Source organism: Qipengyuania sp. JC766, from assembly GCF_040717445.1.
GTDB lineage: Bacteria > Pseudomonadota > Alphaproteobacteria > Sphingomonadales > Sphingomonadaceae > JC766.
Window position 1 is genome coordinate 2,605,498 of sequence record NZ_JBFEFL010000001.1, and the last position, 22,352, is coordinate 2,627,849.

The following is a 22,352-nucleotide window of genomic DNA, read 5'->3' on the forward strand; positions in this document are numbered from 1 at the left end:
TCAATCGGTATCCGCCGTCGCCGGCCGCGACCCGTCAGGCGATGAAGTCGCGCACTTCGGCGAGGAAATCGTCGAACCGGTCGTGATGCACCCAGTGGCCCGCGCGATCGTATTCGGTGACGCTGGCATTCGCGCCCCAGTGCTTCATCCGGCCGTCGGACTTCGGATTGGAAGCCCAGCTGTCGGCGCCATAGATCAGCCTCGTCGGGCAGGTGATCCGTTCCCAAAGCATCCGGGTCTGTTCCGGCGTGAAATCGTCCGGCGGCCAGGCGTGCAGGTGCGGATCGAACTTCCAGCTGAAGGTGCCGTCCTCGTTGCGGATGACCGCGTGCAGCGTCAGGTGGTGGGCTTGCGCGCGGCTGAGATAGCTGTTCGCCTCGTGCATGCGGTCGAGCGCGTCCTCGAAACTGTCGTACTTGCGGATCTGGCGGGCGCTTGCCTCGCGCTTCTTGTCGATCCAGTTGGTCCAGTGCTCGTGGAACGGCGTCTTCTGCATCTCGGTGAGACGATCGGGACTGGGGCCCAGCCCCTCGATCGCGACCAGCTTGCGGACATTGTCGGGGTAGAGGCCGGCATACCGGATCGCCACATTGCCGCCGAGCGAGTGGGCGACGATGGTCACCGGCGCCAGTTCCAGCTGGTGGATCAGCTGGCCGAGGTCGTAGACGTAATGCATCACCGGGTAATGCCCGGTCTCGTTCCAGTCGCTGTCCCCGTGGCCACGCAGGTCCGGGCAGATGACATGCCAGTCCTTGCGCAATTCCTCCGCCGTCCAGTCCCAGCTGCGCGAATGGTCGCGCCCGCCATGCAGCAGGATGAGCGGCGGCGCATCCGGATTGCCCCAGTCCACGTAGTGGAGGCGCGTGCGCATGGAGATGAGGACCTGCGAGGTGGGGCCGACGAGTTCGGTGCCGCTCATTTGCTTCCCTTCACGTAAGCGGAAAATGCGTTGCGGATCGCTACCGATGGGATAGGATCGAAGGCAACTATAAATTCGAGGAGAGGACAATAGCCATGCCCGTGATCGACGTCGCTCAGCCCGGTTTTGTGGAAGACGAGGAGATCGCGATCTTCTCAGACGCGGTCGGGAAATTCTACGAAAAGCACGCGCCCGAAAAGCGCGTCCTGAAATGGCGCGAGGACGGGCAGGTGGAACGCGAGTTCTGGACCGAGGCCGGTGCGGCGGGCCTGCTGGGCGCATCGGTGCCCGAGGAATATGGCGGGCATGGCGGCGATTTCCGGCACGAGATGGTGGTGATCGACCAGCAGGGCCGGCACAATGTGGACGGCTTCGCGGCCAGCCTGCACAACACGATCATCCTGCCCTACCTCGTGCGTCACGGGACCGAGGAGCAGAAGAAGAAATACCTGCCCAAGCTGGTTTCGGGCGAACTGGTCAGCGCGATCGCGATGACCGAACCGGGCGTGGGATCGGACCTGCAGAGCATAACCACGACCGCGCTGAAGGACGGCAACGGCTACCGCATCAACGGGGCCAAGACGTACATCTCCAACGGGCAGATCGCGGACTTCATCATCGTCGTCGCCAAGACCGACCCGGCCGAGCGGGCCAAGGGCATTTCGCTCATGCTGCTGGAGACGGAAGGGGCCGAGGGCTTCCAGCGGGGCAAGAAGCTCGACAAGATCGGGCTGGATGCACAGGACACCTCGGAACTCTTCTTCGACGACGTCTTCGTGCCGAGCGACGCGGTGCTGGGCGGCGAGGAAGGCAAGGGCTTCTACCAGCTGATGGGCGAACTGCCGCAGGAACGGCTGATCATCGCGATGGGCGCCATGACCACGATCGAGCGCGCGCTGGAGGAAACGGTCGCCTTCACCAAGGAGCGCAAGGCTTTCGGCAAGACGATCTGGGACTTCCAGAACACGCAGTTCGTCCTCGCCGACCTCAAGGCGCGCGGCACTGCGGCCAAGGTGTTCGTCAACGACTGCATCGCCAAGCACCTGGAAGGCAAGCTGGACGTTCCCACCGCCTGCATGGCCAAATACTGGCTGACCGAATTGCAGGGCGAAGTCGTCGACAAGTGCCTGCAGCTCCATGGCGGATCGGGCTACATCAACGATTACCCGATCGCGCGCATGTTCCGGGACAGCCGGGTCAGCCGCATTTTCGGCGGATCGAACGAGATCATGAAGATGGTGATCGCCCGCGCGATGTAGGCGGGGGTGCGCCCGCCTATTCGGGGATAGGTTCGCGGCCCACGACTTTCAGGCCGTACCCTTCGAGGCCGACGACGGTGCGTTCGCTGTCCGACAGAAGGATCATCTCGGTCACGCCGCGATCGACCAGGATCTGCGCTCCGATCCCGTAATCCCGCAATTCGCCGTCGGGATGGGGGCGGCGGCCGATTTCGGCCTGCAGCATTTCGGGGCGGTCCGGCATGATGAGGACGATGAGGCCCGACCCGCGTTCGCCGATGGCCGCCATGGACCGTTGCAACTGCCGCTTGCGCGGCCCCGACTGGCCCAGCACGTCATCGAAGATCGAGATGGCATGCATGCGCACCAGCGTCGGCTCGTCCGGCGAAGTCCGACCCTTCTGCAGCACGGCATGCGTCGCGCCGGACACCTTGCTGCGATAGGTCATCGCGCGCCATTCGCCGCCGTAATCGGACTGCAGCGTGCTCTCGCTCACCTGTTCGACCAGGTGATCGTTGCGCAGGCGATAGGCGATGAGGTCGCGGATGGTGCCGATCTTGAGTTCGTGCCGCCTTGCAAAGGCGATCAGATCGTCCAGCCGGCTCATCGTGCCGTCTTCGTTCATGATCTCGCAGATCACGCCCGAGGGATTGAGGCCCGCAAGGCGCGAGATGTCGACGGCCGCTTCGGTATGGCCCGCGCGCACCAGCACGCCGCCGTCGCGCGCCTGCAGCGGGAAGACGTGACCCGGCGTGACGATGTCGTCGGGGCCCTTCGACGCGTCGATCGCGACCGATATGGTGCGCGCCCGGTCGGCGGCGGAAATCCCGGTCGTGACGCCCTCTGCCGCCTCGATGGAAACGGTGAAGGCGGTCTGCATGGATTCGCGGTTGTTGCGGCTCATCGGCTCGAGGCCGAGACGCTCCACACGGGTCCGGTCGAGCGAGAGGCAGATCAGCCCCTTGCCGTGGGTGGCCATGAAATTGATCGCGGACGGCGTCGCCATCTGCGCGGGAATGACCAGGTCGCCCTCGTTCTCCCGGTCCTCGTCGTCGACCAGCACGAACATGCGGCCGTTGCGCGCCTCATCGATGATTTCCTCGATCGTCGCGAGCACCGGGCGATCCTCGTTGTCGCGCAGGAAGCCTTCCAGCTTGCCGAGCGTGTCGGCGGTCGGGTTCCAGTCGGCTTCGAAGCAGTCGCGCAGCGAATTGGCATGAAGACCCGCCGCGCGCGCTATGCCGGTTCGCGACATGGCGCCGCTTTCCACGAGTTCGAGGATCTGGCGGCGAATCTTGTCGGTTGCGGGCGTGGTCATGACCGCCGCGTAACACCGCAATGTTACCCATGCAATCAGGTATCACATTACAATGTGAAAATCAGGCGACGTTGAGAAGCTGGTCCATGTGCAAGTCGCCTTCGCCGTAGAGGTAGGTAGGATCGAACTCCCCGAATTCCTCCAGCGCGTTGCGATCGTGGCAGATCACGATGCCACGCCGGAATTCCACGATACCCTGGCGGCGCAAGTCGCCCAGCGCGCGGTTCATGTGGATGGGCGTGGTACCGCACATCTCGGCGAGGTCGGTTTGCGTCAGCGGCGTGCGGAAGCCGTCCTTTCGCGCAAGGCCCACCTGGTCCAGCCGGGTCCAGATTTCAGCGAACAGGTGCGCGGTCCGGCGGCTTGCCTTCAGCTGGCCGACCTTGAGGATCCATTGCCGGTGGATCGAAGCATCCAGCAGGGTCGAGAACCAGAAGAGCCGCGACAGATGCGGTTCGCTGCGTGCCAGTTCTTCCAGCCGGCTGTGCTTCACGCGTGCGATCTTGGCCGGGCCGATCGTGCACAGATCGTGGTCCAGTCGTTTGAGGGCGTAGGCGTGGAGGTCCATGAAATCGCCCGGCACCTGCATCCCGACGATGTAGCGCTTGTCGTTCTCGTAGATCGAGCGGACGGCAAAGCCTTCGATCAGCATGGTGCTGTAATCGACGACTTTGCCTCGGCGCAGGATTTCGTGGGAGGTCTTGTAGCTCTCGATCGTGTCGATGGACGTTTCGAGGATGTCCTTTTCACGCTCGGTCATGGCATGCCGCAAGCGCCCCGTGAGGAAGCGGCCCGTCAGTGGATACTTGTCCAGCTCTGCCTTCATACCGTCCCCAAGCATCCGGGCCATGGAATGTTCCACGCGGGCGGGACAAACTGCGGCGCGCGTTACGGAAATTCCGCAGCAGCCGGCCGAAAACGGAAAGGCCGCCCCGATCGGGACGGCCTTTCGCAACACATTCCGGCAATGGTCAGAATTCGGCGGACACCGAAAGGCTGTAGCTCTGACCGACCTGGTACGAGTTGATCTCGATCCGGTTGTCGCCGACTTCCTGGTATTCGAACTGGTCGCGTCCGGTGATGTTGCGCGCGGTGAATTTCAGTTCCAGCGGCACATTGAACAGCTCGATGCCCTGCCGTGCCACTAGGTCCAGGCGGAAGCCGGGGTCCTCGACGATGTCGGGCAGTCCGCCCGCACCACGGCTGGTCACGCGTTCGCTGGCATAGGACATGAGGACCGTGAGCTGCTGCAGCTTGTCCTCGTCCTCGATACCGAACTGGACGTTCGCCAGGTGGTCGGACTGGCCGGTCAGCGGCGCCCCGTCGAAGAAGAAGTTGGCGGCGGGCTGCGCCACGGCACCCACGCCCGGCGTGAAGGTGAACGTCTGATCGTCCGCGTTCACCTGCAGCTCGGAATTCGTGTAGGTGTAGTTCGCAAGGAAAAAGAGGTTCTTCGATTCCCAGAAGCCCCCCCAGTCCATCGTCGAATAATTGTAGAGGAACTCGACTTCCGCGCCGTAGAGCTGCGCCGCGGGGGCATTGGCGAACTGGGTGATCTGGGCATTGTCCGAGAAGCTCGAATAGGGCTCGATCGGGTTGTCGATATCCTTGTAGAAGCCTGCGAGCGATACCCGGTTGCTGCCGTCGAAATAATATTCGGCGCGCACTTCGGCATTGATCAGTTCGCCGTCCTGCAGGGCAGGGTTGCCGAGGAACTGCCGGGTACCGACGGGATCGATATAGGGCTGGAAGATCAGTTCGCGGAACTGCGGACGTGCAATGGTCTTTGACGCGCTCGCCCGGACCTGCAGGCCGTTGTCGAAATCGTAGGTGATCGTCGCGGCCGGCAGGAAGTAGTCGTTGTTTAGGCTCGTCACCGCGCCCAGATTGGCCTGGTTCTCGAAGATCTGCACCGGCGATGCGGTCTGCGAACCGTCCTCGTAGCGCACGCCGACATCCATGGTCAGGTTCAGCGTTGGATTGATGATAGCCTTGGCATACGCGCCGTGCGTCGTGAGCTCGGCGTCGAAGACCGGGAAGGTCTGCGTCGTTTCGAACAGGTTGATGTCGTAGAATTCGATCACCGCATCGCCCAAAAGCAGGTCGGGCCGGAGCAGCGCGACGCCTTGCGGGAAATTCGAATCGGAATCGAAGATGAATTCGCGACGCTCGGACCTGCGGTCGGTGTCGGTGTAGGCATATCCGACCGTCAGCGTGACCTCGTCGATCACCGGGTAGGACACGTCGATTCCGCCGTAATACACCTTCTCGGTGAGGTCGGAAAAGGCCACGCTGGCGAGATCGCCGCGGATACGGTTGAGCGGATTGACGAACAGGTCCCCGAACGGATCGTTCTCGTTGTTCGTGCGCACGTATTCGAACGTGTATTCGTACGGGCTTTCGCGGTCGGACTGGGCAAAGCCTGCGCGGATGTCGACGTCGAGCTGTCCGAATTCCAGTTCGGCGACCAGCTGGCTGTCGATCAGCTGGCGTTCGAACCAGGCGGTGAACTGCTGGACTTCGCTGTCGCCGTTCTGGAGGTCCTCCACGAAGGACAGCTGCGCCTGCTTGAGCACGTCCCTGATGAACAGGTTCGTCAGGCGGAACTGCTGGTCGCCAAGCTCCAGGCCGAAGCCGAGCAACGCATTGGCATTGATCTGGTTGTCGGTGGTGAACTCGCGCGCGTCCGTCCGGATGTTCAGATCGGCGCTGTCCGGCGTCTGCGCCGTGATGTCGCGATTGCGCAGCGAGTTGGACAGGTTGGCGGTGGCGATGATGCCCAGCCGGCCGTCAGAACCCACTTCAAAGCTGGTCCCGGCATTGATCCCGCCCGAAAGGTTGGGACGGGCGGTGTCGGTCTGCTGGATCAGCAGCAGGTTCGGGCTGATCAGATCCTTGGCGATCGACTGCCGCTGTTCCTGCGTCAGGTTGCTCAGCTGCTGGTCCTGATCGAAAAAGGCCTGGAGCGCAGGCGGGGCGTCGCGGCGGCCGGTGTCGAACCCGAACCAGTCGAAGTCCGATCCGTAATACAGCAGCGCGTTGTCGAAGGTCGTCTCGGTATCGCCGCTGATGCCGACGCCGATCTCGAGAAAGCTTTCGTCGGGCACGGCAACGGTGGTGAGGTTGATCAGGCCGCCGCCGAATTCGCCCGTGAAGTTCGCCGAATAGGTCTTCTGCACGAGGCTGGAGGCGACGATGCTGGTCGGGAAGATGTCCAGCGGGACGACGCGGCTGAGCGGTTCGGGCGAGGGGAGCGGGAGGCCGTTCAGGAGGGCGAGCGAGTAGCGATCGCCGAGGCCGCGCACGAAAACGCGGCCGTCGCCGTTGTCGGACAGGCCCGTAACGCGGCTGAGGGCGCCGGCGATATCGCCTTCACCGGTGCGCGCGATCTGCTCGGCGGAAAGGATGTTCACGACCTGGCTGGAACTGCGCGTGATGTCGCGTGGGCCGCGCCGGCCGGTGACGGTGATGATGGTGCCTTCGCCGCCGGGGATGGAGACTTCCGGCTGGTCCTCGAACGCGTCGTCCTGGCCGGTTTCGTCGATGCCGGTCACCTCTTCGGCGAGGTTGTCGTCGTCTTCCGGGTCGGGGGAGGTCGGATTCTGCGCGCCGGTCGCCGGTTGGCCGCCGGTCCCCTGGGCCATCGCGTAGCCGGGGAAGGTCAGGGCGCTGGACAGCAGGAACAGCCCGGCCAGTTTCTTGGCTGTGCTCATTTTGGAAGACCCCCTCATTCTGTAGGTCCTTGAAGGAAGGCCGGGCCGCGTGGCCCGGCAGGATTGCGGATCGAAGAGAAACGGGCGCCCGACACCGGGCAGGTGCGGGGCGCCCGTACTCATGGCTCGATCAGGGCGTCGGCAGCGAGGTGCAGGCGCCGGTGTTGGCGGTACCGAAATTGATCACCGCGGTGTTGCAGGTGAACTGCGAGAAACGGCCGTCCGAAGCGTTCTGCACGGCGCCGACGAAGCCGGCATCGACGAAGAAGCCGGTGGTGCCGCCGGTTTCCTCACCCGTGGGATCGGTATCCGTCAGGGCGGTCTCGTTCGCACCGTTGATGTAGCTCATCTGGAGCGTGTTGGTGAACGCCTTGTTGTTGTTCGAACCCGCGTCGAAGGCGGCTTCCGCTTCGGCGGCCGGATTGTCGGTACCGTTGCGGAAGTTGGTGGTGCAGTCGAGCACGACCGAATCGAAGGTGGGCGGGCCGTTTTCGTCCGGCTGCGAACCGGCGGCCGCAAGCGTGCCGTCTTCGTCGATCCGGATGCAGGGGGTGCCGGCGCTGTTGTCCACCACCACGGTGTTCAGCAGGCTGAAGTCCGCCTCGCCGCGAATACGCAGGACCTGGTCGCCGACACCGCTGTTGGCAATGAAGGTCGCGTTGGAGATCGTGACGTCGGAACGCGGCGTGTTGTCGCTGTTGGCGTTGCTGGAATCGAATTCCATGATCGTGTCGCCGACGCCCGGACGCTGCGCCGCGAGGACGAACTGCAGATTGCCCTGCACGCCGGTGTCGAAGTCCAGCGAATCGTCTTCCGCGCCGATCACGGCGAGGTTGGTGACGTTCACTTCGCCGCCGAAGAACTCCACGCCGTCATCCGAGCTGTTGACGCTCTGGATCGAGTCGAACGTGGTGCCGTTGCCGACGCCGCCCGTCGTCAGCGACTGCAGTTCGTCGCCATTGGTGAGGACGAAACCGGAATAACGGATCTGGATGAAGGCGTAGTCGCCCGAATCGTCCGCCGGGTTCGCGCCGCCATATTCCGGCGGGGTGGGCGTACCTTCGACCAGGCGGTTGCAGCCGACCGTGCCCGGGGTGGCGGCGGGCGCGCTGCAGTCGGTGATCGGAGCGCGGCCGTTGATGATCAGGCCGCCCCACTGGCCGGACGAATTGTCGTTGTTGAGGCCCAGCACGTTGTCGCGGCTGGTCAGGATGATCGGATCGGTCGCGGTACCCACGGCATTGATCTGGTTGCCGCGGTTGACGTTGAGGAAGGCCGAACCCTGGCCGTAGATAATGACGCCCGGCTCGATCGTCAGGACGACGCCGGTCCCGGTGCTGGCCGCGCCCTGGTCGGTGCCGACATCGACCTGGCCGTCCAGCTGGTAGACGAGGCCGTCGATCTGGCGGAGCGTCGAGCTGACCGCGAACCGGCTGGGGAGCGTGCAGACGCGGTATACGCCGGTCGGGCCGGAAATGGTGCCGCCGTCCGTCAGGCCCTGCGGATCGGAGATCGTCGGGCAGCCTGCGGCCGGGGTCACGCCAGCCGTCGGAGTCGGCGTGGGCGTAGGCGTCGGGGCCGGTGCGGGCGGGTTGTTGATGGTGATGTTGCCGCCGGTACCCGGCGAGACGATTTCGTCGGCACCGCAACCGGCAAGCGCCAGCATGCTGCAGCCAAGAACGAGCGAGCGTGTCATTTTCTTCACGGGTGCGGTCCCCTCAAAAACCAAAAAGCAAGAATGCGAGTCTGGTGTCGCGGGGGTTTCGCTAGAGCGTGTGGGTGACGCTTTCGGGGCTGTCCGGTGACGCTTTCGCGACAATGTTACGGTTGCGTGTCGCGGAGCGCGCGTATCTCCCGATCCTCGTCCTTCGGGGTGGTCCGAAGCCGAACAAACCACTGAAAATCAAGCTGAAAAAAAAAGAGGTTTCAAAGATGTGACAAACAGTCACGAAAGTGTCATATTGTTGTACGGAGAAGGAGATACGAGATGAGGACATTGCTGATCGGGGCTGCGGTCCTGTTGACCATTCCGGGCGGTCCGGCCCTCGCGCAGACTCAGGAAGCGCAGGCGCAGGACGTGGCTTACGAGGAACTACAGCGCGGCCAGAACGATGCCGCGATCCGGAAGATCGACCAGGACGAAGCTCTGCGCGAAGCTGACGCGGCATCGCTGATCAATCTGGGCGTCGCCCTCGCGCGCGAGGGGCGTGCCGAAGAGGCGCGCAGGATGTTCGAAGCCGCCGCACGCTCGGAAGACCGGCGTCCGCTGGAAACGGCGGACGGCCGCTGGGTCGATTCCCGCAAGCTCGCGCGTGATGCCATTCGCAGGCTGGCCAGCGACGGCTTCCGCACCGGGCGCTGATAACGGACGTTGGTAACAGGCCGGGCCGGACCGCGGTTCGGTACCGGACACTTCCTTATCCACCGCGGCTTCGGCCTTTATGTCACCGGCGTGTCATGTAAGATGCGCAGGGGGCTGCGATGGAGGGAACGATGATTCTCAATGCAGTGGCCCGGCTCGGAATGGTATCCGGCTTGGCCCTTGCGCCCGTCCCGGCTTGGGCGGACGTGATCGAAGTGAGCGAGGATGGAGCGCGCTGGATTGCCGGCGGGCCCCAGGTCCTGCCCGTCGAAAATCTCTCCCAGACCGAAGTCATTCCGGCCGAACCGCCGGTCGAACTCGACGCGGATTTCTTCGTCCCGCCCGAAGCGATCGCCAGCGCGGCCCGGCAGGCGGGCTACGTGCCGGCCGAATACATCGCGAAGGTGCAGGAACTCGCCGTCCGGTTCGATATCAGTCCCGCCCTGATCGAAGCACTCGTCTGGCAGGAAAGCCGCTGGCGGCACCGGTCCGTCAGCCATGCCGGCGCGCGCGGCCTTGCCCAGCTGATGCCCGGCACCGCGCGGGAAATGGGCGTGAATGCCGACGATCCGTTCCAGAATCTCGAAGGCGGGGCGCGATATCTGCGCGAGCAGCTCGACCGCTTCGAAGGCGATCTCGAAAGGGCGCTGGCCGCCTACAATGCGGGGCCGGGCCGAGTAATCCGCGCCGGCGGCGTCCCGCGCATCCGCGAAACACAGAATTACGTGGCGGCCATCATGGGCCGCCTGGCAAGCCACTCCCGGAGTACCGACTGACATGCGTTTAATTGCCCGTTCCGCCGCCGCCCTGCTGGCGGCCCTTTCCGCCGGCCTGCCCACGGCGGCACTCGCGCAGGCTGCCGATCCGGCCGGTTCCGGCCCGGTCGTCGCCGCGCTCGGCTGGCTGCAGGGCACGCTGCTCGGCAATGTCGCCACGGCGGTCGCCGTGATGGCCGTGGCCGCGGTGGGGTTCATGATGCTGACCGGCCGGTTGAACTGGCGCTTCGGCGCGACCGTCATCATCGGGGTCTTCATCCTGTTCGGCGCGAGCTCGATCGTCGCCGGCATCCAGGGCGCGGCCGGCGGCTGACGGGCCATGACCGCACTCGTCCGCCATCCCGTCCACCGTTCGCTGACCCGGCCGCAGATGTTCGCGGGCGTCACCTATAACTATTTCATTATCAATGGTATGGTGACGACGGAGCTGTTCCTGGTGACGGGGAGCTGGCTGGCGTTGCTGGGCGCCGTGATCATGCACGGGGTCGGATATTTCGCCTGCCTTCGCGAGCCGCGGGTGTTCGACCTGTGGCTCACCAAGGTCAGCAAGTGCCCGCGGGTGAAGAACTACAAGCACTGGGGCTGCAACAGCTACGCCGCCTGAGTGCGGATGGCGTGATGCCTCCGGAAGGATCGTGGATCGATGAACAAGTGGTTGGGAGCAGCGGCCTGGAGCGCGAAGGAAGCCCGCGCCGGCGACCGCCTGCCCTATAGCCGGCTGGTCGACGACAGCACCGTATTGCTGCGCGACGGATCGCTGATGACGGCGCTCCAGGTGCCGGGGCTGCTGTTCGAGACCGAGGATACCGACGCGCTGAACGGTCATGCCGCGACGCGGGAGGTCATGCTGCGCTCCACGCTCGATGCGCGCTTCGTCATGTACCACCACGTCGTCCGGCGGCGGGTGGAAGTGGAGCTCGACGCGCAGTTCGACGATCCGCTGTCCGCGCATATCGACGCGCGATGGAAGGACCGGCTCGGCAAGGGCGCGCTGTTCATCAACGACCAGTTCGTGACGCTCATCCGGCGTCCGGCGCGCGGCAAGGCCGGGTGGCCGGAGAAAGTCTCCCGCATGCTCGGTCGCAAGAAGACCGACGAATTCGATTACGATCCCAAGGACCTGCGGTCGCTGAAAGCGGCGGCGACCGGATTGCTGGCCTCGCTGTCCAGCTACGGCGCGTCCCAGCTGGGCGATTACGAAGCGAGCGAAGGCCGCACCAACAACGAACTGCTGGAACTGCTGAGCGCGCTCTACAATGGCGAGATGCGGCCGGTGCGCCGGCCCGGCGACGAGGTCGATATCGGGCACATGCTGCCCTATCGCCGGGTGTCCTTCGGCCTCGACGCGATGGAACAGCGCGGGGCGGGCGATCCGGACTTCGCCGCGATCCTGAGCCTCAAGGACTATCCCGACGCGACCAGCCCGGGCCTGATGGATGGCCTGCTGCGGCTGCCGTTCGAAATGATCGTGACCGAAAGCTACGCCCCGACGGAACGGACGACGGCGCGCGAGCGGATGGACCTCGCGATCCGGCGCCTGCGCAGCGCGGACGAGGAAGCGCAGGCGGAGCGCAACGACATGCTCGCCGCGCGCGACGAGCTCGGCAATGGCGCGGTCGGCTTCGGGGACCATCACCTCACCGTGCAGGTGCGAGAGAGCACCCTGCCGCGGCTGGACGATGCCGCAGCGGCCTGTGCCGCGGCGCTGGCGGATACCGGCGCGATCGCGGTGCGCGAGGATACCAATCTGGAACCTGCCTTCTGGGCGCAGTTCCCCGGGAACGAGCCGTTCATCGTGCGCCGCGCCATGATCAGTTCGGCCAACATGGCGAGCTTCGGCAGCTTCCACGGCTTCGCGCTGGGGCAGGCGTCTGGCAATAACTGGGGCGACGCGGTCACGCTGCTGGAAACGACCAGCGCCACACCCTTCTTTTTCAACTTCCACCACGGCGATCTGGGCAATTTCTCGGTCATCGGGCCGAGCGGTTCGGGCAAGACGGTGGTGATGAACTTCCTCGCCGCGCAGGCGCAGAAGTTCAGCCCGCGGACCATCCTGTTCGACAAGGATCGCGGGGCGGAACTGTTCGTGCGCGGGATCGGCGGGCGGTACGATGCCATCCGGTCGGGCGAACCGGCCGGCTTCAACCCGCTCGCCCTGCCGGACACGCCGTCCAACAAGGCCTTCCTGCGCGACTGGCTGGGCGTCATGCTGAAGGCGGAAGGTCCGGAGGAAAGCGCGACCATCGCGAGCGCGGTCGATGCGGCCTATGCCAACGATGCCTCGCTGCGCCGGCTGCGGCATTTCAAGGAATTGCTGTCCGGAACGCGGCGACCGCAGCCGGGGGACCTGGCGGACCGCCTGTCCGCCTGGATCGGGGAGGGCGAGAACGCCTGGCTGTTCGACAACGAGCGGGACGAGCTCGACATGCAGCGGCGCGTGTTGGGGTTCGACATGACCGCGCTGCTCGAGAACCCGAAGCTGCGCACGCCGACCATGATGTACCTGTTCCACCGCATCGAGGAGCGGCTGGACGGCGAACCCACAATGATCCTCATCGACGAGGGCTGGAAGGCGCTCGACGACGAGGTGTTCGCCGCGCGTATCCGCGACTGGCTGAAAACGCTGCGCAAGCGCAACGCGCTGGTCGGCTTCGCCACGCAGAGCGCGCGCGATGCGCTGGAAAGCCGCATCTCGACCGCGCTGGTCGAACAGACCGCCACCATGGTCTTCATGCCGAACAGCCGGGCCCGTCCCGAAGACTATTGCGAAGGCTTCGGCCTGACCGAACACGAGCTGGCCCTGATCCGCAGCCTGCCGGCGCACAGCCGCTGCTTCCTGGTGCGCCAGCCCGATGCGAGCGTGGTGGTTCGGCTCGATCTCGGCAACGCGCCCGAGGTCCTGACCATCCTGTCGGGCCGCGAAGCCGCGGTCCGGCGGCTCGACCTGCTGCGCGAGGCCGTGGGTGACGAACCGGCCGAATGGTATCCGGCGCTCACGGGTCACGAATGGCCCGGCATCGGCCCCGTCGAAGCCATGGACGCCTATCCCATGCACGAGGCGGCCGAGTGACCGTCGCCGCGCAAACGGCCGGCACCTGCGACCAGGTGATGAACGAAGCGATCGGCGGCGTGGCCGCGGCGCTGCGTGCGGTCGATTGCGTGGCGAACGAAGCGACCGGCGTCGCCTTCGGCCGGCTGTTCGCACCGGGCGGCGTGCTGGTCCCGGTGCTGACGGTTTTGCTGACGCTCTATGTCGCGTTCTTCGCGTTCCAGCTGATCACGGGCCGGTCCAGCATCGGCGTCAAGGCGTTGACGCCGCGATTCCTGACGATCGGCCTGGTCATGACCTTCGCGACCAGCTGGGTCGCCTACCAAAGCGTCGTCTTGAACCTGTTCGTCCTCGGGCCGGACTGGCTGGCATCCGCGCTGATGGGCACGCAGGAATCCGCGACCGAGGCTTTCGCGGACAAGATCGACATCGTGTTCGCCGCGGTCGAGGCGGTGTCCAATCCCGGGCAGATTCCCGGCGTCCCGGGGCAGGAAGCGGCCCCGCCGGCACAGGACATCGACACGTTCTCGCCCAAGGGTCTCCTTTGGATGGGCGCGGTCGCACTGCTTCTGGGCACGGTGGGCCTGCTGGTCACCGCGCGGATCGGCCTTGCCATCCTCGTCGGCCTCGGGCCGGTCTTCGTCGTGCTCGGCCTGTTCCAGGGCACGCGCGGCCTGTTCACCGGATGGCTGAAAGGCGTGGTCCTGCTCGGCATCACGCCGCTGTTCGCCGTACTGGGCGGCAGCCTGATGCTGGAAATGACGGTCCCGATCCTGAACGGGCTGGCCTCCACGCCCGGGGACATACCGGCGCGGCCCGCCATGGCGTTCTTCATGATCGGCATGGTCCATGTCGCGCTGATGATCATGGTCGTGAAGGTGGCATCGACGATGGTCGCCGGATGGAGCGTGTTCGGCCTCGTGCCCGAAAAGGGCGAGAGCAGCGGGCGGTCCATGGCATCGTCGCCGCCACCCGCAACCGTCGTCAATACGACGGCGCCTTCTGGCAATGCGGGCGTCATGTCCACGGCGCAGGCCGCGGCGGCGGGCTCCTATGCGCCGTCGCGCCGGATCGAGATGTCCGGCATCACGCCTTCGCCCGCGGCCAACGACGCGGCAGGCACGAGTTCCGCGGCCGGCGGCATGCGGACGACCAATGTCTATGCCACCTCGTCCGGCAACACCCGGCCCCAGCCCCTCACCGGAACGCAATCGCGCACTCACGGGATCGGCAACCGCTTCCGGTCCCCCGAAAAGCGCACCACGGAGAAGTTGAAATGATACGCGCCGCGCTTCCCGCGCTCGCCCTGATGTTTGTTGCCGCGCCCGCGCTGGCCGACGATCCGCGGCTGGTGGAACGCTTCTACGATCCGGCCGAAGTCGTCCGGATCGAAGGGCGTACCAAGGTCCAGGCCACGATCCGCTTCGGCAAGGACGAATCGATCGAGAACGTCGCCATCGGCGACAGCGAAGCCTGGCAGGTCACGCCCAACAAGCGTGCGAACCTGCTGTTCGTCAAACCGCTGACCAACACCTCGCGCACGAACCTGACGGTCATCACCAGCAAGCGCGTCTACCTGTTCGACCTGGTCGCCAACGCCAATGCGCGGCCCATGTACCTGCTGAGCTTCACCTATCCCGAGGAACCGGAGCTGGAGGACGACGGGGAAGAACAGTTCGCCGACATGGGCCCCGAGGAACGGCTGAGCCCGGTCGAGGTCGCGGCCGCCACCGACCCGCTGGCCGTGATCGATCCGACGCAGATCAATTTCGAATGGGCGCGCGAGGGCGACACCGCGCTGATGCCGAGCGAAATCTACGACGACGGCAACGCGACCTACCTCGTCTGGCCGGCGGGCGAGGCGATCCCCGCCATACTGGTGAAGAACGCCAAGGAAGACGAAGGCCCCGTCAACTACACGACGCGGGGCGAGGCAATCGTCGTGGAAGGCGTGCCGGCCGAAATCATCCTGCGGTCCGGAAGCGACGAAGCGATCCTGACCAACGAAGGTCCCGTCCGTACGGCGTTCTCGTCGCAGCGATGACGGCGATAGTATCATCAAGGGCGGCCGTCGTGGCCCGCCAGGGGAGTTAGATCATGCGTCTTGCGATGCGTATGCCCGAGAAGAAGTCCGGCTCTGCCGCCGGAGACGTCGATCCGCGCGAGAACCAGTCGGCGGAAATCATCGACCTCGCCAGCCGCAATTCCTACCCAGCCGTGGCGCGCAAGGGCGGGTCCGATGGCCTCACCATGGCGGTGGGGATCGGCGTGGTCGCCCTGCTGGGCGCGGCGGCGTTCTGGGGCATGTCCACGACCCGGACCGCGGGCGACGAGGCGCAGGCGGTCGGCGGCGAAGGTGTCGCCGGCGAAGTCGCGGCGCAGCAGGTCCCGGCCGTTCCCGTGTCGCAGGTCCCGATCCAGCAGCCGGTCGACGGCTCGATCCAGCCGGTCGGCAATGTCGGCGTGGGTCAGGCGGATCCGGTCCCGTCGCCCATCTATGCCACGTCTCCGACGCCGCGCGCGGGTCCGGTCGGCAATCCCAACGCATCGCCTACGCTCGTGTTCGACGCAGGCGGCGCGCCGATCGGGAGCGTCGCCATTCCCGCCGCGGCCGTGGCCGCCGCGGGCAGTGCCGAGGCGCAGCAGTCGGGCGCCGGCGGCGCGGCGGGCGATTTCGCCAGCCGTATCGGCGGCGTGGGCGGCGGCCCGGCGCAAGCGACCGCGATGGTCAATCCCGGCACCACGGTGACGCAAGGCACCCTGATCCCCGCGATCCTCGAGACGGCGATCGATACCAACGTCCCCGGCTTCACCCGTGCTGTCGTCAGCCAAGACGTGCGCAGCTTCGACGGCAAGCGTGTGCTGATCCCGCGCTCCAGCCGGCTGATCGGCCAGTACCAGTCCGGCCTGCAGAACGGTCAGAAGCGCGCTTACGTCATCTGGACCCGGCTCATCCGTCCCGACGGGGCATCGGTGAACCTGCAATCGCCCGCAGTCGCTTTCGACGGGACGACCGGCCTTCGGGGGAAGGTGAATTCGAACTTCTTCCAGCGGTTCGGATCGGCCCTCCTGCTCTCGGTAGTCGAGGGCGCGGCAGCCGTTGCGTCCGGCGGTGCTTCGCTGGTGATCGGCGGCGGATCGAGCGCTGCATCCGCAGCCCTGCAGCAGGACGGCCAGATCGGGCCGACCATCCGCGTGCGCCAGGGCGAGCCGATCCGCGTGTTCACCGCCCGCGATCTCGATTTCTCCGGCGTCTGACCTGCCGGACGAACCGCCCGTGACCGCAGACATCCACCCCTTCCAGCCCGGAGAGGACCGCGGTACCAGCGCCGTTCCCGGCAACGAAGGTGGCGCAATGTCGCAGGAACGCAGCGTCTATCTCGACGCCTATCTCGCGCCCTTTCGCGAGTGGCTGGACCGGGACACCGTCACGGAAATCCTCGTCAACCGGCCGGGCGAGGTATGGGTGGAAGACGCCGCTCTCGGCGGAATGCAGAAGATCGCGACGCCGGGGATCGACGACAAGCTGGTCCAGCGCTTGGCCGAGCAGGTCGCCCGGGTCAGCCACCAGGGCATCAACCGCGAACATCCGCTGCTGGGCGCGACGCTGCCGGACGGCGCGCGCGTGCAGTTCTGCGGACCGCCGGCCAGCCGCAAGCACTGGGTCATGGCGATCAGGCGGCACCGGCGGCTCGACCTGCCGCTCGACGCGTACGACACCGGCCCGCTGACGGGGGCCGAGCCGCCGGCGATGCCCGACCCGCAAGCGCAGCCGATCGCGTTCCTGCGCGAGGCGATCCGGCAGAAAAAGACGATTCTGATTTCCGGCGGCACGTCGACCGGGAAGACGACCTTTCTCAACGCCATGCTGGGCGAGATCCCGGCGCACGAGCGGGTCGTGCTCGTCGAGGACACGCCCGAACTGCGCCTGCCCGGAGAGAACGGTGTGGGGCTGGTGGCCGTGAAGGGCGAGCTCGGCGAAGCGAAGGTGACGGCCAACGAACTTCTCCAGGCGGCGCTTCGCTTGAGGCCGGACCGCGTCGTACTGGGCGAGCTGCGCGGCGCGGAAAGCGTCAGCTTCCTGCGCGCGATCAATACGGGGCATCCCGGAAGCTTTTCCACGATCCACGCCAATTCGCTGAGCGGCGCGCTGGAACAGCTTTCGCTGATGGTCATGCAGACCGGCATCGGCCTCACGCGTCCGGACACCATCGCCTACGCCTCCAGCGTGATCGACGTGCTGGTGCAGCTGGGGCGCGACGAGCAGGGACGCCGGGGCATCACGCAGATCGCCGAAAGCGCTTCCCTGGTCTGAGAGATTTGTCCCAAAGGAAAGTGGGTTAACACCCTTGCGCGGAACGCGACTGCCATGGAATCGTAGCTAATGCGCGGCAGGGGGAGAATCCGCGTCACTCTATCCCTTGTCGCGCACCTTCAACCGACTGCAGGCCCGATGAGCACAGCCCGGACGATCGCCAACGACATTATCCCAACCGTCGTCGACGATGGGCATGAACGCTACTTCAACCGTGAGCTGAGCTGGCTCGCCTTCAACGAACGGGTCCTCGCGGAGGCCTGCAACCCCGATTATCCCTTGCTCGAACGCCTGCGGTTCCTGTCGATTTCCGGCAGCAACCTGGACGAGTTCATGCAGATCCGCGTCGCGGGCCTCATCGGGCAGGTACAGCGCGGGATCGAACGCACGTCCATAGAAGGGCGGACCCCGTCGCAGCAACTGACCTGCATCCGCAAGGCTCTGGCGACGATCACGGAGGACCAGCAGGCGATCTGGCGCGACCTGCGATCGCTGCTGGCCGATGCGGGCATCCATATCGCCGACGAGCGCAGGATCGACCGCGAGGCGCACGAATGGCTGCGCCAGTTCTTCCTCGACGAAATCCTGCCGATCATCACGCCCCAGGCGCTCGATCCGGCCCATCCGTTCCCGTTCGTCGCGAACGAAGGGCTTGGGGTCCTGTTCACGGTGAAGCGCAAGAAGGAGCAGTTGGTCGAGATGATCCTCATCCCGTCCGCGCTGCCGCGCTTCATCCGGGTGCCGGGCGGCGAGGACGGGACGGGCGATGCGACCTATATCAGCATCGAAAGCCTCATCGGCCGGTTTGCGGAGCACCTCTTTCCCGGCTTCGACATCAAGGGCGATGGCGTGTTCCGCGTGCTGCGCGACAGCGACATCGAGATCGAGGAAGAGGCCGAAGATCTCGTCCGCACCTTCCGCAGCGCGATCCAGCGGCGCCGGCGTGGACAGGTCATCCAGCTGGAACTGGACGCCGATTTCGATCCCACGGCGGAACAGATGCTGCGCGAGCAGCTGGCCCCCTCCGGCGTCAGCGTCGTCAAGACCGATGGCATGCTGGGTATAGAGGGCCTCTCCGCAATCATCGAGGAAGACCGGCCGGACCTCAAGTTCGACAGCTACACCCCCCGCTATCCCGAACGCATCCTGGAGCATGACGGGGACGCCTTCGCCGCGATCCGCGAGAAGGACATCGTCATCCACCACCCGTACGAAAGCTTCGACGTGGTGGTCGACTTCATCCGCCAAGCGGCGCACGATCGTAACGTGGTCGCCATCAAGCAGGCGCTGTACCGCGCCGGGACCCAGTCCGCGGTGATCGAGGCGCTCGTGGAAGCGGCCGAGAACGGCAAGTCGGTCACGGCCGTGGTGGAACTGAAGGCCCGCTTTGACGAAGAGCAGAACCTCTACTGGGCCAACAAGCTCGAACGGGCCGGCGTGCAGGTGATCTACGGCTTCGTCGACTGGAAGACCCACGCCAAGTGCGCGATGGTCGTGCGCCGCGAAGACGAGGGCTTCCGCACCTATTGCCACTTCGGCACGGGCAATTATCACCCGGTCACGGCCAAGGTGTACACCGATCTCAGCTTCTTCACCGCCAGCCCGAAACTGGGGCGCGATGCGGCCAAGCTGTTCAATTTCGTGACCGGCTATGTCGAGCCGCGCGAGACCGAAATGCTTGGCATTTCCCCGATAGACCTGCGCGAAAAGCTTTATACCGCAATCGACCGGGAGATCGAGAACGTGCGCCGCGGGAAGCCGGCGGCGATCTGGGCAAAGATGAACCAGCTGACCGACAGCGGCATGATAGAGCGGCTGTATGCGGCGAGCGATGCGGGTGTCGAAATCCAGCTGATCGTGCGCGGCATCTGCTGCATCAAGCCCGGGGTGGAGGGGCTGTCCGACCACATCAACGTGCGCTCCATCATCGGGCGGTTCCTTGAGCACAGCCGCATCTACGCCTTTGCCAATGGCGAACCAATGCCGTCGCCCAGGGCCAGCGTGTACATCTCCTCCGCCGACCTCATGAGCCGCAATCTCGATCGCCGGGTCGAGGCGCTCGTCCCGATCACGAACCGGACCGTTCACGATCAGGTGCTGCAGCAGGTGCTGCTCGCCAATCTGCTGGACACGGAGCGCAGCTGGGAACTCCAGCCGGATGGCAGCTATCGCAGACTGGAAGGTGACGGGAAGCCGTTCAACTGCCATCGCTATTTCATGACCAATCCCTCCCTCTCCGGACGCGGCGGTGCGCTGGAAGTCGGCGGTGTACCCAAGCTGGCGCTGCGCAAGGGGGCCACCTGAGCGCCCCCGCGACCATGCAGGCGGCAGAAGATGCACCGCCGGAACCGATTGCGGCGTTCCTCGGCACGCCAGCGACGCATGCGGTCGTCGACATCGGATCGAACACCGTGCGCCTCGTCCTCTATGGCGGATCGCCCCGCGCACCGATGGTGCTTCTCAACGAGAAAGTTACTGCGCGGCTGGGCCGCGAACTCGGCGAAACCGGCCGGCTGGCGGACGAAGCGGTCGATCTCGCCATGCGCGGCCTTCGCCGTTTCGCGCTGCTGATCGATGCGCATGGCGTCGAAGACGTGCAGACCGTCGCCACCGCGGCGGTGCGCGATGCGGAGAACGGACCGCAATTCCTGGCGCAGGTCCGCGAGATCGGCCTTTCGCCGCGCCTTCTCACCGGCGTGGAGGAAGCGCTGACGGGGGCCGAAGGCATCATCGGCGCATTTCCCGGTGCCTGCGGCATCGTCGCGGACCTTGGCGGGGGGAGCCTGGAGCTCGCGCGCGTCGCCAAGGGCGTGGCGCAGGAAGCGGTCAGTTTTCCGCTCGGAACCCTGCGCCTGCCCGAATATCGCGGCGAAACCGACAAGGCGACGCGCAAAGCCTTGATGAAGGCGATCGAAGGCGCGCCGGCCATGCCCAAGCGCGGTTGCCTCTACCTCGTCGGCGGCACGTTGCGTGCGCTGGCGACGTTCGAAATCGGCGAAACCGACTATCCGGTGACCGACCCTCACGGATTTTCTCTATCGGCAAAGGACGCGCTGGCCATTGCGGAAGGCGTCGCCGCCATGACGCCCGAGGACCTGCAGGCGCGGCCGCGGGTCAGCGGAAGCCGGGCGTCGACCTTGCCCGACGCGGCCATCCTGCTGTCGGCACTGATCCGCAAGCTGGAGCCCGAACGGATCGTGTTCTCGTCATGGGGGATACGCGAAGGCCTTTTGCAATCGGCCCTGACGCAGGACCTGCGCGCGCAGGATCCCCTGCTGGCAGGGATCGAGGCCTTCGGTGCAACGCGCGGCTGCTCGCCCGAACTGGCGCGGCGGATCAATGCGTGGTCGCGGCCCGCACTGAAAGCGACGAGCGACGCGGACAAGCGGACTCGCCTGGCGGCGACGATACTCTCGCTCGCCTCGATGCAGATCGAACCGAACCTGCGCGTCGCCATCGCCACGGGCTGGGCGCTGGAAAAACGCTGGATCGGCCTGTCGGCAAAGGATCGGGCGAAGATCGCGACGGCCATCATGGCGAACGGGAACAAGGACTACGCGGGCGGTCGGTGGGCGACCATGCTCGACACGGAGGAACTGGAAGAAGCGGCGGTCTGGGGTCTGCTGGTCAGGCTGGCGCGGCGCTTGGGCGGCCGGACGAGCGCCGTGTTCGATTCCAGCCGGCTGCGCATCGCGGACGGCAAACTGATCCTCGAGATCGAAAGCGAACACGCGGCCATCTTCGGCATTCCCAGCGAAAAGGACATGGCACTGCTGGGCGAAAAACTGGCGCTGGAACCCGAGGTGCGGACGCTGGACGCCTTGCCGTCGGACTAGCGGGCGGTGGAGAAGGGCGAGAAGTCCGTCTGCGTGTCGAAGATGTCGACGCCCTCCCGCTTCTTCAGCGTGCCGACGACCCAGTACGTCACCGGAGTCAGCAGCGCTTCCCACGCGACCTTCAGTGCCCAGTTGGTGACCATCACGGTCACGACGGCTTCCGTGCTCCAGATCCCGAGAAACGCAACCGGATAGAAGATCAGGCTGTCCACGCCCTGGCCTACCAGCGTCGATCCAATGGTGCGCGTCCATAACGCCTTCCCGCGCGTCCAGACCTTCATCTTTGCCATGACGTAGGAATTGACGAATTCGCCGGCCCAGAACGCGGTGATGGAAGCAAGGACGATCCGCCACGTGCTGCCGAACACGGAGACATAGGTCTGCTGGCAGACGGTCCCCGCTGCCGCATTGGCCTCGCCCGTCATGGTGAGCGTTTCGCTGGCGGAACAGGTCCAGCCCTCGAACGGCGGCAGTCCTACGACCACGAAACTCATGATGGCGAGGAAGATCATCGCGGCGAACCCGGTCCAGATGACGCGGCGTGCGCGCGCGAAGCCGTAGATCTCCGTCAGCACGTCACCGATCACGTAACCGAGCGGGAAGAAAAGGATGCCCGCACCATAGATGAAGACGCCGTCGGGCGCCGGCCACCAGCCGTCGGGCCAGAAAGGTACTTCCACGAAGGTCAGCTTCGCGGCCCCGATGATGTTGGACAGCAGCAGGATCGCAACGAAGGCCGCCATGACGAAATCGTAGTAGCGGAAGCTGATCGGGGTGCTTCCCCCGGTTTCCAGACGTTGCGGCGGCCTATCCATGAAAGCGTCTG

The 22,352-nt window shown here is 65.5% G+C and carries 18 protein-coding genes; 12 read left to right on the top strand and 6 right to left on the bottom strand.

What is annotated here, in order from left to right:
• Window positions 1–34: 34 nt before the first annotated feature.
• Complete coding sequence (locus tag AB1K63_RS12550; protein WP_366960517.1) at window positions 35–919, bottom strand: alpha/beta hydrolase; 885 nt, start codon at window positions 917–919, stop codon at window positions 35–37.
• A 95-nt stretch (window positions 920–1,014) separates the two neighbouring features.
• Here AB1K63_RS12550 and AB1K63_RS12555 point away from each other — a divergent pair, with 95 nt between their 5' ends.
• Window positions 1,015–2,178, top strand: coding sequence for an acyl-CoA dehydrogenase family protein (locus AB1K63_RS12555; protein WP_366960518.1), 1,164 nt, complete (start codon window positions 1,015–1,017; stop codon window positions 2,176–2,178).
• A gap of 16 nt (window positions 2,179–2,194) precedes the next feature.
• Here the strand turns inward: AB1K63_RS12555 and ribB are convergent, their stop codons facing one another.
• The 4 genes from ribB to AB1K63_RS12575 form a co-directional block, all read right to left on the bottom strand.
• Entirely contained in the window at window positions 2,195–3,475 is a 1,281-nt protein-coding gene (gene ribB, locus AB1K63_RS12560; protein WP_366960519.1) for a 3,4-dihydroxy-2-butanone-4-phosphate synthase, read from the bottom strand.
• 61 nt (window positions 3,476–3,536) lie between these two features.
• Window positions 3,537–4,325 carry a Crp/Fnr family transcriptional regulator gene (locus tag AB1K63_RS12565; protein WP_366960520.1) on the bottom strand — a complete coding sequence of 263 codons (789 nt, stop codon included), beginning with the start codon at window positions 4,323–4,325 and terminating at the stop codon, window positions 3,537–3,539.
• A gap of 121 nt (window positions 4,326–4,446) precedes the next feature.
• Window positions 4,447–7,188 (bottom strand): TonB-dependent receptor, encoded by a 2,742-nt coding sequence (locus AB1K63_RS12570; RefSeq protein WP_366960521.1) that lies wholly within the window; start codon window positions 7,186–7,188, stop codon window positions 4,447–4,449.
• Between the two features lie 130 nt (window positions 7,189–7,318).
• The gene (locus AB1K63_RS12575; RefSeq protein ID WP_366960522.1) at window positions 7,319–8,884 is read right to left on the bottom strand and encodes a hypothetical protein; all 1,566 of its coding nucleotides are present in this window, start codon (window positions 8,882–8,884) and stop codon (window positions 7,319–7,321) included.
• Window positions 8,885–9,175: 291 nt separating this feature from the next.
• Here AB1K63_RS12575 and AB1K63_RS12580 point away from each other — a divergent pair, with 291 nt between their 5' ends.
• From AB1K63_RS12580 to AB1K63_RS12630, 11 genes are all read left to right on the top strand, one after another.
• A complete protein-coding gene (locus tag AB1K63_RS12580; RefSeq protein ID WP_366960524.1) occupies window positions 9,176–9,550 on the top strand; it encodes a hypothetical protein in 375 nt (124 codons plus the stop codon).
• A gap of 131 nt (window positions 9,551–9,681) precedes the next feature.
• The gene (locus AB1K63_RS12585; RefSeq protein WP_366960525.1) at window positions 9,682–10,326 is read left to right on the top strand and encodes a lytic transglycosylase domain-containing protein; all 645 of its coding nucleotides are present in this window, start codon (window positions 9,682–9,684) and stop codon (window positions 10,324–10,326) included.
• A 1-nt stretch (window position 10,327) separates the two neighbouring features.
• Window positions 10,328–10,639, top strand: coding sequence for a TrbC/VirB2 family protein (locus tag AB1K63_RS12590; protein WP_366960526.1), 312 nt, complete (start codon window positions 10,328–10,330; stop codon window positions 10,637–10,639).
• A 6-nt stretch (window positions 10,640–10,645) separates the two neighbouring features.
• Complete coding sequence (locus AB1K63_RS12595; protein ID WP_366960527.1) at window positions 10,646–10,930, top strand: VirB3 family type IV secretion system protein; 285 nt, start codon at window positions 10,646–10,648, stop codon at window positions 10,928–10,930.
• Between the two features lie 39 nt (window positions 10,931–10,969).
• Entirely contained in the window at window positions 10,970–13,396 is a 2,427-nt protein-coding gene (locus AB1K63_RS12600; protein WP_366960528.1) for a VirB4 family type IV secretion/conjugal transfer ATPase, read from the top strand.
• The gene (locus tag AB1K63_RS12605; protein ID WP_366960529.1) at window positions 13,393–14,655 is read left to right on the top strand and encodes a type IV secretion system protein; all 1,263 of its coding nucleotides are present in this window, start codon (window positions 13,393–13,395) and stop codon (window positions 14,653–14,655) included. Before AB1K63_RS12600 ends, AB1K63_RS12605 begins: the two co-directional genes overlap by 4 nt.
• The gene (locus AB1K63_RS12610) at window positions 14,652–15,419 is read left to right on the top strand and encodes a TrbG/VirB9 family P-type conjugative transfer protein (protein WP_366960530.1); all 768 of its coding nucleotides are present in this window, start codon (window positions 14,652–14,654) and stop codon (window positions 15,417–15,419) included. Before AB1K63_RS12605 ends, AB1K63_RS12610 begins: the two co-directional genes overlap by 4 nt.
• A gap of 53 nt (window positions 15,420–15,472) precedes the next feature.
• Window positions 15,473–16,633 (top strand): TrbI/VirB10 family protein, encoded by a 1,161-nt coding sequence (locus AB1K63_RS12615; protein ID WP_366960531.1) that lies wholly within the window; start codon window positions 15,473–15,475, stop codon window positions 16,631–16,633.
• Window positions 16,634–16,730: 97 nt separating this feature from the next.
• On the top strand, window positions 16,731–17,690 hold the full coding sequence (gene virB11, locus AB1K63_RS12620) for a P-type DNA transfer ATPase VirB11 (RefSeq protein ID WP_366960724.1): 960 nt from the start codon (window positions 16,731–16,733) through the stop codon (window positions 17,688–17,690).
• Between the two features lie 138 nt (window positions 17,691–17,828).
• A complete protein-coding gene (locus AB1K63_RS12625) occupies window positions 17,829–19,994 on the top strand; it encodes an RNA degradosome polyphosphate kinase (protein WP_366960532.1) in 2,166 nt (721 codons plus the stop codon).
• A gap of 14 nt (window positions 19,995–20,008) precedes the next feature.
• On the top strand, window positions 20,009–21,526 hold the full coding sequence (locus AB1K63_RS12630; protein ID WP_366960534.1) for a Ppx/GppA family phosphatase: 1,518 nt from the start codon (window positions 20,009–20,011) through the stop codon (window positions 21,524–21,526).
• On the opposite strand, the gene AB1K63_RS12635 is transcribed toward AB1K63_RS12630, so the two are convergent.
• The gene (locus AB1K63_RS12635; RefSeq protein ID WP_366960535.1) at window positions 21,523–22,341 is read right to left on the bottom strand and encodes a queuosine precursor transporter; all 819 of its coding nucleotides are present in this window, start codon (window positions 22,339–22,341) and stop codon (window positions 21,523–21,525) included. The two genes, AB1K63_RS12630 and AB1K63_RS12635, sit on opposite strands and share 4 nt — an antisense overlap.
• Window positions 22,342–22,352 lie beyond the last annotated feature (11 nt).